Genomic DNA, 12,256 nt, shown 5'->3' on the forward strand with positions numbered 1-12,256 from the left:
GATGCCAGCCAAACTTCATTGGCTGGCAGTTTAATATCGATGAATAAAATCATTTACTTACCCATTACTTTTCTCGCTTTTTTACAAGGCGGGTTTTCACTTCTCTCGCTGTATCTATATCAATCAGGCATTGATCAAGAAAGCATTTCGATGATGCTGCCTTTTATGGGTATTGGCGGGTTACTTGGGGGAATTTTTGGTGGCGTTTCTAGTGACCGTTCGAACCCTAAAAAAGTGCTCATAATAATGGCCATACCCTGGCTTTTTATCCCTGCGCTCATCTCTCAAAACAATATGATTGTCCAAGTGTGTGCGATCTTTTTGATTGGCATGTCGTTGGCGGGGTGCCGCTCTGTGATCTTGTACATCATCACTTCTCAGAGGAATAAAGACCACATCAATCACTCTTTGTCGATCCGACGAATCATCATTAACTTATGTGTTGCCATAGGAAGCGGCATGATGGGTTTTATCATTAGCCAATCTAACGATTTCTATGTCATGTACTTGCTCTTTTTCGGCTTAGCAACGTTTGCTTCAATCGCAATTTATAAGGTTGACATGAATAAGTTGTATGTTCTGGATGTTATTGAGAGCAGGAAGTCTAGAAGCCAATCACTATACTTGCTTTCCATCATTTCTATTACATTGTCGCTTATTTGCTTTAGCTTTATTCCCGTTTACTACACGATTTATATTGTGAGTGAAAAGCAGTTTCCGACCGATATTGCCGGTTACATCTTCACCTTTAGCGGCGTCATTATTGTCCTATTTCAGGTTAAGCTTAGTGCACTGACAAAGAATATAGACATCCACTACCGAGTAATAAGTGGTGTTCTGCTCCTTTCTTTAGGCACATTCAGTGTGAAATATATCAGTGATTATGCTGGGTTAGCTTTATCTGTAAGTGCATGGACATTAGGAGAGATGTTGTTATTTGTCCCTGCTGTTCAATTTATATTGGAATATACAACGAGCAAGAAAGGGAAAACGATTTCCGTTTATCAATCTTTATTTTCTGTATCCGATTTTATCGCACCAATTTTGGGTGGTGCTGTTATTGCCTTTAGTTTCTCGTATATATGGGACATCTCTTTAGCGCTAGGTATCACGTCATCAGTGATCATATTAATAATAAAACAAAAGTGTGGAGTAAAAAATGAAAGTTATCAGTATTAACACGGCGAAACGACACAACGCATTATCGGTAGCATTTTTAAAAGAAAGAAAAATTGTAGTTTGTGTTAAAGATGCTGAGTTTGCCGAGTTAAGTGATGAGGTACTGGATCACGCCTATAAGGTGATTACCTTTAGTTCCGCAGAAGGATTGATGAGTACGCTGGTGACTCTCGAGTTTTTGAATGCTGATGATCGTGTTTTCTCGGCATCTGAAGATTTTATGTACTTAGCTGCGCAAATAAGAGAGCGCTTTGGTCTTAAGGGCATGACTGTGATTGAAACAGCCTACTTTAGGGACAAGTGTTTAATGAAAGAAAAAGCCTTGGCCGCTGGCGTAAATGTGCCTCGATATGGCGCGTATCAATCAAACCTTACGTTCTCAGAGATTACCCAGCACGTTGGGCTGCCTTTTGTTCTAAAACCGAAGGATTCGGCAGGAGCATTTGGTGTGCATGTGATTAGAAGTCAGCACGATTATGATGATGTCATCAATACATCCAATATTGGCTTGGGCTATGAGTACGAGACGTTTGTTGAAGGTAAGCTCTACCATGTCGACCTATTGATTAAAAATGGCGAAGTTTGCTTCCAAGCGGCTTGTGAATACTCGTTCCCAAACCTTGATTTTCAATTCGGTAAGCCTTGCCTTTCTTTGGTTCTGGAAGAAAGCCATGAATTGTATGCGCAATTGACGAACTTTGCTGCGTTTGCTGTGAAATCTCTAGGCTTAAAAAATGGCCCTTCACACGTCGAAATCTTTGTGAAAGAGAGCGGTGAGTTGGTTTTCCTTGAAGCTGCTTGTCGTACACCAGGGGCGATTATGGTTCCTATCTATCAGGCGCAATTTGATATGAATATGATTGAGATGGCGCTGGATATTGAGTGTGGGTTGGATATTGCAGAGATAGTGAAAAATGACTCTTACTGCATGGGAGGCATTTTTCCTGCGAAACAAGGTCGAGTAAATAAGATCAATAAGGTCAATTTACAGTCTGAGTTTGAGCTTAACCTCGGTTGTCAGGTGGGAGACTACTATGATGGTGTGGATAGCGTAAAAAACTTGTCGGGATCGATTGTAGTAAAAGGCAAGAGCTACGCAGAGGTGCTCGCTGATTTTGAAGTATTGAAAGCTCTTTCTCTTGTTGAATAGCCAAGCTTTTCTTGTTTGAAATCTTATTAAGAAAGGGCACCGTGGTGCCCTTTTTGTTTTTATTGAGAGTATTAATTTTATTGAGCTTGTTGAGTTTGCTCTAACAAATGCGTTTTCAGGAATCGGTCCATCGCTTGGTAACCATCGAGACGATTCTCTAAAGAGCGGAAGCCGTGACCTTCGTTCTCTTTAACGATGTACTCGACTTCAACCCCGCGGTCACGCAGAGCGTCGACGATCTGATCTGATTCACTCTTCACCACTCGTGGGTCTTTCGCGCCTTGTAGAACCAACAATGGAGCTTTGATTTGGTCCACGTGGAACACTGGTGAGTAAGCTTTCATCATCTTCGCGTCTTCTGGGTTATTCGGATCGCCCACTTGCTCATGCAGCATGGCGAGGAATGGTGCCCAGTAAGGTGGAATGGAATCCATGAAGGTAAATAGGTTAGACACACCAACGTAGTCGATACCACATTTGTAAAGGTCTGGAGTGAACGTTACACCGGCCAATGTCGCGTAACCACCGTAAGATGCGCCGTAGATACATACTTCGCCATCTTGAGCATAACCTTGGTCAATCGCCCACTTTACGCCATCGGTGATGTCGTCTTGCATTGACTGACCCCACTGCTTGAACGATTTTTCCCAAAACTCACGGCCATAACCCGTTGAACCACGGAAGTTCATTTGCAGCACTGCAATGCCACGGTTAGCAAACAGTTGAACTTCAGGTTGGAAGCCCCAGTAATCACGCGCCCAAGGACCACCGTGTGGCAGCACCAATAGCGGCAAATCTTTGGCTTCACGACCTTTTGGTAGCGTCAAGTAACCATGAATGGTCTCACCATCGCGAGCGGTATAGGTGATTGGCTTCATTTTCGCCATGTCTTCAGGTTTATGCCACGGTGCATTCGCCGCTAACTTCTCTAACTGGTCGGTATCACGATCGTAATAGTAGTAATTTGGGCGGTCAGTATCGCTGTAGGTGACGACAATCATTTTTCGTTCGTCGCGAGTGGCGTTATTGACAGAAATTTCAACGCCCGGAAGCTTCTCTTGCAGCCTCTCAAAAGTCTCTTCATAACCTTTATCCAAGAAATGATACTGACGTTTATCGGTGACATAAGAGATGGTCGTTAGCTTATTGAGCGCATTCGAGTAACTGGCGCTGGTCACGTCGACTTCCGGGTGAGAGAAGATTTCGCGTACTTCTTTATTCGCTTTCACATCGTATTCGATGATCGCCGATTTATCACGTGTGATACGAGAAGCAACGTATAAGTTCTTGTTATCTGGCGTAAACGAAATCGGTGAGAAGCTTTCTTTAAAAGTCAGATTCTTCAATGGGCGGAATTCTTCATCCACCGTATCACGATAAAGTACGGCGGTATTTACGCCATCAGAGGTTGAAATGTATCGAATGTTGCCATCGTGGTCGGTACCCCAATCGCGAACATTACCTGGGTTTTGTGCCACCAGTGTGTTTTCGCCAGTTTTCAAGTTATGGCGATAAACATCAAACACTTGTGGGTTGCGTTCATTGGTCGTGATAAGAATGTCGTCAGGCTGGCTTTCTAACGTGTCAATCACATAAGCCACAACATCAGACGTTGGCGTAATGGTTTTTTCTTCACCGGTTTTAACGTTCACCGTGACGAGGTAAAAGTTCTCATCACCACCTGTATCGCGAGAGTAAATGATGGTGTCATCGCCTACCCAGTAGTAGTACGCAATGTCTCGTCCGGTGATCGACGTAATGCGTTTCACATCCTCTGGCTTGCCAACAGGATGTACAAAGACGTTTTTACGGTCTTGCCATGGTTTCATCATTGAAATGTAATCACCAGCGGGAGAAATTTGGTAGCTAGAGACTTCAGCATTTCGGAAGAAGTAATCCACCGGATACTCTGGCGGAATGACTTCTGCCGTATTGGTGGTAGAGGTTTGGCTGCAACCCGAGATGAGTAGGCCAAAAGCGGTAGCAAGAATGAGCTTGCGAGTACGCATTGTATAACGCTCCTTGTGTGACAGACCGGTCAGCATCGTGCTTGTCGGTCAGAGTGAGTCGATTGTCGCGGCCAAATACAGGACAGCGGCAAAGCAGTGAAAGGGCAACCGATATGGGTTTAACTTATCATTTAAGCTTTTAATATTCTTATCACTGCTGTTGCTACTATGAACCAATCCACCCTTGGAAGTGGCGATTATTTGTACTTACCGAACAAGGGACTAATTGAAATTTGCTTTAAGTCACACTTATAACTGATTATTTTGTTATTTATATCATTGGGATAGTCGATAAAAGCAGAAGTGCGGCCATGCCATAGTTGAAGCCTTTTATCCGTTTAGAGGTCGTCAACCAACGTTGAAGCTGTATGCCTGCCGCCGTCCAAAAAGTCACGGACGGCAGGTTTGCCAAGCAGAAGATGCCAGCAATCAAAGCCAGTTCTAGCCAAGACCCACCGCTGCTGTATACGGTGATGGCGGTGAGTGCCATTGACCAGCCTTTAGGATTCACCCACTGGAAGGCCACTGCACCCAAAAAGCTCATTGGGCGGAAACCGTCTTTGACTTCTGTTTTGCTACTGGTAGCAATTTTGTACGTTAGGTACAGCAAGTAAGTGAAACTCAAGCCCTTGAGAATGTCATGTGTTAGCGGGTATGCATGGAACAAACTCATTAAACCAATACCGACGAGGATCAGCATCGCACCAAAACCGAGCGTGATGCCAAGCATATGGGGGATGGTACGTTTAAAGCCGACGTTGGCGCCTGAAGTCATGAGCATGATGTTGTTTGGTCCCGGGGTGAAAGTCGAGACAAACGCAAACAGTGCCAGCGCACCAAGTTGATGGTATTCCATAGTGTTTTCCTGCATTTTTGTTTTGCCTGCGTGCACTCGGGCGAAAGAGAGTTGTCTTGACTAGTCGTGAACAATGATAGGTAGAAGTGGCATCAATTTTGTGCTTTTATTTGATGAAAATACGACAGATAAACAACAAAAGGTCCCCATGGACAGATTTGACGAAAGAATATTGCAAGTGCTGAAATCAGACGGAAGAATCTCCAATGTGGAGTTGTCTGAACGTGTTGGATTGTCACCATCGGCGACCTTACGTCGTGTGCAAGATTTGGAGCGTAAAGGGATCATCAAAGGCTATCGAGCTGTGTTAGATAATCAGCAAATGGGTGTTGGTTTTGTTGCTTATGTCTCGATTGGTCTGGCTTCTCACTCCAAGCAGGCCCAGCTTGGTTTTGAAGATCACGTGCGCTTTGTTGACGAGGTAGTGGAATGCCACAACATCACTGGAGCGAACGAATATTTGTTACGAGTGGAAACCCAAGATCTTGCAGCATACAAAGCCTTCCATGCCGATGTATTGGGAGAGTGCGAGCACGTCAAAGCGATCACGACCATGGTGGTGATGGATACGCCCAAAGACGAGCGTTAATCCTTTTCCTTCGATTTTGTAGCACATCAATTTGAAGTGACTCGAAAGAGTCAGTCGAGTATGAGCAAAGTCCACATAAAATGCTGGAAAGCAGTCTGCAATCTGACAATTCCAGTATTTATTCTCACCTTCTAAATAATCGCATCCTGCTAGTTTTTCTACGTCGCTGCCCGGTTCGCGAGCAGCGGGGTAAAAAATTTAAGGATGAATGATGAAATCATACGTAACCCTTCCTCTAGTGAGCTTGGGCGCAATGGCTGCGTTAAGCTCGTTTAATGTCAGTGCCCATGGCTGGGTCGAGTTTCCAAGTGCGCGTCAAAACACCTGTTATTTAGATGGCGGCTTTTGGACTAATGAAATTCCAAACCAAGCGTGTCAGGCGGCTTATGATGAGTCTGGCGCTTACCCTTTCGTACAACGTAGTGAGATCGCTGCCAACGTGCCGAACTACCGCGATATGGCGCATGTGAAAGCGATTGTTCGTGACGGTGAGCTTTGTTCAGCGGGCGATGCTGCAAAGAAAGGTTTGAATATCCCATCGCCAAATTGGCAACGTACTAACGTGACGCCAGATGCGAACAACCAAATCGAATTGGTGTTCTTTGGTAAAGCGCCACATAACCCTTCTTACTGGGAGTTCTACCTTTCCAAACCAACTTATGATGATACACAGCCCCTTACTTGGGACGATTTAGAACTGATCGATACTGCTGGTGATGTGTATGTAGATGCAGAAAAACGCTATCGCATGCAGGTGACTTTCCCGGCAGACCGTTCGGGTGATGCGATTCTTTACACTCGTTGGCAACGCATCGATGTGGCTGGTGAAGGCTTCTACAACTGTAGTGACATTACCCTAAACGGCAATGGCACCACACCACCGACTGACCCAGTTGACCCTACCGATCCCGCAAATAATCTGACTTCTCTAGGCTACTTTGTGACACAAGGTTTTGGTCCAGTTGAATCGGGTGATACGGTGCGTTTCCGTACCTTTAGTGTAACAGGCAGCGAGATCGTGGATCTTTCACTACCAATCAGTGCTAACAACACCACGACGTGGGCAGCCGAGCTGGCCGATCAGTTTAACTCACAACAAACGGGTGATTGGTATGTGGGTATTTGGCATGAAGCGATGAAGCACTACATGTTCGATACCAATAATATCTACGCAAACCAAGTATTGGCGCCGAATGCCAACTTTAGCTACGCGTTATCATTGATTAAAAGTGATACCCAGCCACCAGTTGATCCAACTAACCTTTGGAGCAAAGACGCGGTTTACAACCAAGGTGATGTTGTGACACACAATGGTCGTGAGTGGACAGCTCAATGGTGGACTCGTGGTGAAGAGCCAGGGACCACAGGAGAATGGGGCGTTTGGCGTTAAGCTTGAACTGCTCTACATAGACAAAACCCTTCTCGCTTGAGAAGGGTTTCTTGTTTTCATCGATAGATCTTGAGCATCTCAGTGTTGCCAAGGCTGCCAATTCATCGTGGCATGATCCGCCAATTTGAGCATTGGGATATCTTCGTGGGTATCGCCATAAGCATAAATAGTCTCATATTGGCTAACGTCATACGCCGTTTTAATTCGCTCTACTTTTCTTTCTAAACTGCAATCATCGCTCTGGTAGAAGCCACTGATGCGTTTACTTTCGCTGAGTAGCTCGCTACAGAGTAGGTGGTAATCTTGGTTGCGACACCAAGGGCTTAAATAAGCGTTAAGTGATGCAGAGACCACTACGATGGTGTCGCCTTGCGCTTGGTGCCAATCGAGTTTTGCTTGGGCTTCTGGGCGAATGTGTTTAACAATCACCTCTTGTGCAAATTGTGCTCCTAACGCTTCAACTTCTTGAGTCCTTCTCCCAGCAAAAGCAATAAAGCTGGCGATAGGACGCATCCTCTTTGCAGGAAGAGCACCAGTTTTGTACAGCGCGTAAAATGGCAGAATCACTACTTTCCCTAGCCATTTTCGTGGACCAGAAACAGCGTAGTGGAGGAAGGCACTGAACATGTCTTCATCCGTTATGGTGCCATCAAAATCAAACAGGGCAAGAGAGGGCTTTTGAGTATCTGACAAGTCGCTGCCTTATGGTTTAGTGTGCGTGTCCGTGAGAGAAGTTTATCACCATCACACCTGCTGCGATAAGCGCCATCCCAATCCAAAGGCTCGTATCCATGTGCTGACGGTAAACCAGTTGCGAGATTAAGGTCACTGACACAATTGCTAAACCCGCCCAAAGCGCGTGAACAATGCCCACTGGCATACCACCTTTCATCGCCTGCGCTAAACAGACAAATGCGGCCAAATGGCCAAGCAACACTAGGGTCGCCGGCAGCGGTTTGCTAAAGCCATCGGTTGCTTTAAGTGCAACGTGTGAAAGGGCTTCGGCGCCCACGCCTAAAAGTAAGAAAAACCAGCTCATTGTTATCATTCGTCTTCGGTTGTTTTGGAATGCCGTTAGTATATTGATATCGAATAAAATGATAATCCCATGAAAAATCAAATGACCTTTACGTAATTGTAATAATAAAAATTGCAGCACCTTACATACCCTTACATTAACTGTTTGTGACAACCGTTACACTGCCGCCGTCTTTGGAAAAGAGAGTGTCGGGATGCGTAAAACTTTGCTGGGTGCGGTTGTGTTGTTCACGCTAAATGGATGTGGCGGAGAAGGAATGACGACAGACTCCGTTTCGGAGTTTAAAGACCCAAGAGCGACTTACGACGTCGAAGGCGTTGCTTTGCTTCATCACTCCATCACGGATGCCATAAGTGATGATCTTATTGGCTTTGAGGCAGAAAACTTATCACGCAAAGTGACCTATACCCTTGATCAGCTTTCTCGGGGGCTGTTGTGGGAGTTTCACGTGAGTTCTTTAGATGAGTTGCAAGCGCTGGTGCCGAATGTCGCTGACAGTAAAACTTCTTTTTTCTGGGGCTACCATCTTATGCGACTTACACCAGATATGGTGATGGTGAGTACGCCTGATGAGATTGCCCACTTCTACGAAGAGCAGGAGATCATCGAAACTCGTTTTGGTATCTCGACCTATCAGTTCAGTGAAAAACCGACCTACATCAAGATGGTGGTGTACCCAGAAGGCTTTGCGATTGAAGCTTTTAACGAAGGCTATCAAGCGGAATATGATGTGGACAAAGGTACTTATACGGTGCGCTGGCAATACGCAGATAGCGGTGACAAAAGTCGGTATGAAAAGCTAACTCTTGAGCTCAATGGTGACCAAGTCCGCTATGAAAAAGGCTCAACCACGCTCAAAGATCTTGAAGTGAAAGACAGCGTGGAACAGAGCCATCGATTTGAGTACAACCGTAAACAAAACACACTTTCTATCCAATAACACTTCAGCGAACATTTTTTCTTATCGAACATTGAAGTAATGGCTCACTTCATTTCTGAGTAACGGTTGGGAGACTGGCTCAGAGGTCATGACTTCAATTACTTTGCGCTTCACCTAGATCCTTTATTGCGCACATGGGGAAAGTTAGGGTTTCTTTCCCCCGTTTTTCTATCGAAAATAGTCCTTTGCTAATTCTGTACACCATTCCACTAGCGCTTGTGTGGTTGTCTCTTGATCCATTCCGATGGCATGAAACAGGCTAAATGGCATTTTTACATCATTCGCAAGCAGCGGGGTTGGCATTTTTTTTAGTGCCCGCTTCTGTACGTAGTACTCGCCAAGGGGTAAAGGCAGTAGTGCCCAGCCTTCATTTTTGAGCATTTTCACCATTAACGTGTGGCTGCTGACAATACGGGTATGAGATGAGAATGGCTGTATCATCCCATCACTGTTCATGTTGTTACTCGACAGGTATTGCACTTCTAATTGCGCATCTTCAATTGTGAACTGTGCTTTGTTTGCGAGCTTACTTTGTGCCCCGACATATAAGCCGTAACTGATGTAACCCAAGTGCTTAAAGATAAGCGGGTATTTTGGAGAGATTCCTCCCACAGCAGGTAATATGGCCAAATCTAAATCATGCTCAGAGACTAACTTTAATGCCGCATCTCGATGTGTTTCGATCCATTGAACTCGTACCTGGGGGAACTGAGCGAGACATCGGCGTTCAAGTTCTGCAATCAATTCAATGGGAAAATCGATGTCATACCCTAGCCGGAGTTGGGTTTTAGGCTCCATAAACATGGCACTGCCGAACTCGAGTAACTTTTCGTTTTGTCGAAGGACTAACTTTGCTTGAGGGTAGAGTTGAACCGCTCGTTCGGTTGGGTTGACTTTGCGCCCTGCGATAGTAAAAAGCTCAAACCCTAGCACGTCTTCATACGCCTTAACGAGCTCACGAACCGTGGTTCTATCTTTATGTAAGTTTCGTCCAGCGGCACTGTAAGAGTGGTGCTCGAAAACAGAAACGAAGGCGTAAATTTGATCGAGTGAGTGCAACTGGCTTCCTTATTATGAACGTAAAACCCCAACATAAGTGGTTTTTAGGATAGTAGTTTTCCTCCCATAATTGACGCAAATTTCATCATGATTTTTGCGAGTGATATGTCACTAACCTCTGTTTCTCAATCTAAAGAGCGGCCTTCGATATTCAGCGTGGATCTGTTTAAAGCCATCTTAACGGTGGCGATTCCCGTTACGCTGCAAACCATTTTGTTTTCAAGTAAGGGCTTAATTGACCTTGTCATGATTGGGCAGCTAACGGAGCAGAATATCGCAGCAATTGGTGTTGCGAGTCGCGCTTTATTTGTTGCCACCATCTTTTTGGCGGGGGTAACGGCTGGAGGCGCTATGCTCACCGCGCAATACTTTGGAGCGAAAGACCAAGGCGGCGTAACACGAAGTACCGCTCTGACATGGGCGGTGGCGACGGTTGCTGCGTTAGTCCCCTTGTGTGCGTTCCAGTTCTATGGCGATGCCATTATGGGACTGTCGACGAATTCAGTAGAAATCATTGCGCTTGGTGAACAATATCTGAAGGTATCGGGCTGGAGTCTTTTTGCTGTCGCATTCGTCGGAAGCGTTGCGGCTGGGTTACGAGCAATGCACCAAGCTGCGCTCAGTACCTGGTTCAGTGGTTTGGGTATTGTGCTAAACGTAGCATTCAACTGGCTTTTGATTTTTGGTCACTTTGGATTTCCAGAGCTCGGCCTGAAAGGTGCAGCGATCGCGACGGTGATTAGCTCATTACTTGAAGTCGCCGCTATCAGCCTATTTTTAAAGCTAAAAGCGCACCCATTGAGATTTGGTCGTCAAGAGCTCAAAAATGCTCTTCAATGGCAATTCATCCGTCCCTTCTTTTCGTTATCCATGCCGACGACAATCAATTTCCTTGCATGGTCAGGCGGCTTATTCGCCTATACCGCCATTATGGGACAAACAGGTGAGGCGGGATTGGTCGTACTCTCGGTTATCACTCCAATAGAAGCGTTTTCACTCAGCTTCCTGACCGGTATCGCGAACGCGTCGGCTGTGATTGTTGGGAACCAGCTTGGCGCCAATAAACCAGACCTTGCCTACGCCCAGGCTAAAGGGTTCACCGTGATTGCCATTGGTGTGACTTTAGTTGTGTCGATTTCTTTGTGGTTCCTGCAATCCTCGGTGTTAGACCTGTTTACTGCGCTGTCTGCAGAGACGAGGCAGATGGCTGAGCAATTCTACTTAATTTTGTGTGTTGGTATTTTGCTGCGTTCTTTGCCTACGTTAATGGTCGTGGGAGTTTTACGTGCGGGAGGAGACGTTAAGTTTTGTCTCTATCAAGACTTATCGACGCAATGGTTATTTGGCATTCCTTTGGCGGCATTGGGAGCGATGGTGTTTGGTTTTTCCGCCCCGGTGGTATTTGCGATGTTCTTCTTAGAAACCTTATTTAAGTGGGTTGCGTGTTTGTACCGCTTTCGTAGTCGCAAGTGGATGAATTGTTTAATTAAAGAAGGGTAAAAGAATGAACTTACTCAGTGTTTATGAAGCATATGGCGTGACGATTGCCGTCATAGTGTTTGCGGTTATCTATCTGTTTGTCCACGTAAAATACATCCGACATCATGCAATGCACAAACGTTTTTTGGCGGCGTTATGGGAACTGATGAAGAACACTATTCATGGCGAGCATATTCGAACCATGGGGCACGGCAAGATCATTATAAATGGGAACTTTTGGACAAACCGGTGATCAGATCAGCTAATAATTCTCTATCGTAACGTTTTAAGTATGCCTGACTCTTTTCTCCAACATTTTGAAGCTATTGAAGACCCACGTATTGATCGATGTAAGCGACATGAACTGCTCGATATTATCCTTTTAGCCGTCAGTGCCGTCCTATCAGGAGCGGAGGGCTGGGAGCAGATTGAGGATTTTGGTATTCATCGCCTAGATTGGCTCCGATGTTATCGTCCTTTTGAATACGGTATTCCACGACATGACACCATTGCTCGCGTCATATGCCGTCTGAAGCCAGAAGAAATTGAGAGCGCGTTTCAAAGTT

13 protein-coding genes are annotated in these 12,256 nt (G+C 45.4%); 8 read left to right on the forward strand and 5 right to left on the reverse strand.

Features of this window, described 5'->3' with window-relative positions; all coding sequences use genetic code 11:
• Positions 1–39 precede the first annotated feature (39 nt).
• A complete protein-coding gene (locus GXP65_RS04790; protein WP_240334966.1) occupies positions 40–1,179 on the forward strand; it encodes an MFS transporter in 1,140 nt (379 codons plus the stop codon).
• On the forward strand, positions 1,160–2,329 hold the full coding sequence (locus GXP65_RS04795; protein ID WP_045455823.1) for an ATP-grasp domain-containing protein: 1,170 nt from the start codon (positions 1,160–1,162) through the stop codon (positions 2,327–2,329). The genes GXP65_RS04790 and GXP65_RS04795 overlap by 20 nt, the downstream gene beginning before the upstream one ends.
• A gap of 77 nt (positions 2,330–2,406) precedes the next feature.
• Here GXP65_RS04795 and GXP65_RS04800 read toward each other — a convergent pair whose 3' ends face one another.
• Positions 2,407–4,338 carry a S9 family peptidase gene (locus tag GXP65_RS04800; RefSeq protein WP_162092170.1) on the reverse strand — a complete coding sequence of 644 codons (1,932 nt, stop codon included), beginning with the start codon at positions 4,336–4,338 and terminating at the stop codon, positions 2,407–2,409.
• A gap of 271 nt (positions 4,339–4,609) precedes the next feature.
• On the reverse strand, positions 4,610–5,194 hold the full coding sequence (locus GXP65_RS04805; protein WP_162092171.1) for a LysE family translocator: 585 nt from the start codon (positions 5,192–5,194) through the stop codon (positions 4,610–4,612).
• 148 nt (positions 5,195–5,342) lie between these two features.
• Here GXP65_RS04805 and GXP65_RS04810 point away from each other — a divergent pair, with 148 nt between their 5' ends.
• Complete coding sequence (locus tag GXP65_RS04810; RefSeq protein WP_010645422.1) at positions 5,343–5,783, forward strand: Lrp/AsnC family transcriptional regulator; 441 nt, start codon at positions 5,343–5,345, stop codon at positions 5,781–5,783.
• Positions 5,784–5,994: 211 nt separating this feature from the next.
• Positions 5,995–7,173, forward strand: coding sequence for a lytic polysaccharide monooxygenase (locus GXP65_RS04815; protein ID WP_162092181.1), 1,179 nt, complete (start codon positions 5,995–5,997; stop codon positions 7,171–7,173).
• 78 nt (positions 7,174–7,251) lie between these two features.
• On the opposite strand, the gene GXP65_RS04820 is transcribed toward GXP65_RS04815, so the two are convergent.
• Together GXP65_RS04820 and GXP65_RS04825 are read right to left on the reverse strand one after the other, a co-directional pair.
• On the reverse strand, positions 7,252–7,866 hold the full coding sequence (locus GXP65_RS04820) for an HAD family hydrolase (protein ID WP_162092172.1): 615 nt from the start codon (positions 7,864–7,866) through the stop codon (positions 7,252–7,254).
• Between the two features lie 16 nt (positions 7,867–7,882).
• The gene (locus tag GXP65_RS04825; RefSeq protein ID WP_005428450.1) at positions 7,883–8,212 is read right to left on the reverse strand and encodes a multidrug efflux SMR transporter; all 330 of its coding nucleotides are present in this window, start codon (positions 8,210–8,212) and stop codon (positions 7,883–7,885) included.
• A gap of 193 nt (positions 8,213–8,405) precedes the next feature.
• On the opposite strand from GXP65_RS04825, the gene GXP65_RS04830 reads away from it, so the two are divergent.
• Positions 8,406–9,152 (forward strand): hypothetical protein, encoded by a 747-nt coding sequence (locus GXP65_RS04830; protein WP_162092173.1) that lies wholly within the window; start codon positions 8,406–8,408, stop codon positions 9,150–9,152.
• Between the two features lie 168 nt (positions 9,153–9,320).
• On the opposite strand, the gene GXP65_RS04835 is transcribed toward GXP65_RS04830, so the two are convergent.
• On the reverse strand, positions 9,321–10,211 hold the full coding sequence (locus GXP65_RS04835; RefSeq protein WP_162092174.1) for a LysR family transcriptional regulator: 891 nt from the start codon (positions 10,209–10,211) through the stop codon (positions 9,321–9,323).
• A 105-nt stretch (positions 10,212–10,316) separates the two neighbouring features.
• On the opposite strand from GXP65_RS04835, the gene GXP65_RS04840 reads away from it, so the two are divergent.
• The 3 genes from GXP65_RS04840 to GXP65_RS04850 all read left to right on the forward strand — a co-directional run.
• Entirely contained in the window at positions 10,317–11,711 is a 1,395-nt protein-coding gene (locus tag GXP65_RS04840) for an MATE family efflux transporter (protein ID WP_162092175.1), read from the forward strand.
• 4 nt (positions 11,712–11,715) lie between these two features.
• Positions 11,716–11,943 carry a hypothetical protein gene (locus GXP65_RS04845; protein WP_162092176.1) on the forward strand — a complete coding sequence of 76 codons (228 nt, stop codon included), beginning with the start codon at positions 11,716–11,718 and terminating at the stop codon, positions 11,941–11,943.
• Between the two features lie 39 nt (positions 11,944–11,982).
• On the forward strand, positions 11,983–12,256 hold a 274-nt coding region (locus GXP65_RS04850), incomplete at its 3' end, for an ISAs1 family transposase (protein ID WP_162092177.1).

This window comes from Vibrio sp. LB10LO1, from assembly GCF_010092875.1.
Classification (GTDB): Bacteria; Pseudomonadota; Gammaproteobacteria; order Enterobacterales; family Vibrionaceae; genus Vibrio; species Vibrio campbellii.

Bases quoted from the DNA above. Each gene is read 5' to 3' on its own strand.
- GXP65_RS04815 (WP_162092181.1), top strand. From the start codon at position 5,995: ATGAAATCATACGTAACCCTTCCTCTAGTGAGCTTGGGCGCAATGGCT.
- GXP65_RS04845 (WP_162092176.1), top strand. From the start codon at position 11,716: ATGAACTTACTCAGTGTTTATGAAGCATATGGCGTGACGATTGCCGTC.
- GXP65_RS04810 (WP_010645422.1), top strand. From the start codon at position 5,343: ATGGACAGATTTGACGAAAGAATATTGCAAGTGCTGAAATCAGACGGA.
- GXP65_RS04805 (WP_162092171.1), bottom strand. From the start codon at position 5,194: ATGGAATACCATCAACTTGGTGCGCTGGCACTGTTTGCGTTTGTCTCG.
- GXP65_RS04800 (WP_162092170.1), bottom strand. From the start codon at position 4,338: ATGCGTACTCGCAAGCTCATTCTTGCTACCGCTTTTGGCCTACTCATC.
- GXP65_RS04795 (WP_045455823.1), top strand. From the start codon at position 1,160: ATGAAAGTTATCAGTATTAACACGGCGAAACGACACAACGCATTATCG.
- GXP65_RS04825 (WP_005428450.1), bottom strand. From the start codon at position 8,212: ATGAGCTGGTTTTTCTTACTTTTAGGCGTGGGCGCCGAAGCCCTTTCA.
- GXP65_RS04840 (WP_162092175.1), top strand. From the start codon at position 10,317: ATGTCACTAACCTCTGTTTCTCAATCTAAAGAGCGGCCTTCGATATTC.
- GXP65_RS04790 (WP_240334966.1), top strand. From the start codon at position 40: ATGAATAAAATCATTTACTTACCCATTACTTTTCTCGCTTTTTTACAA.
- GXP65_RS04830 (WP_162092173.1), top strand. From the start codon at position 8,406: ATGCGTAAAACTTTGCTGGGTGCGGTTGTGTTGTTCACGCTAAATGGA.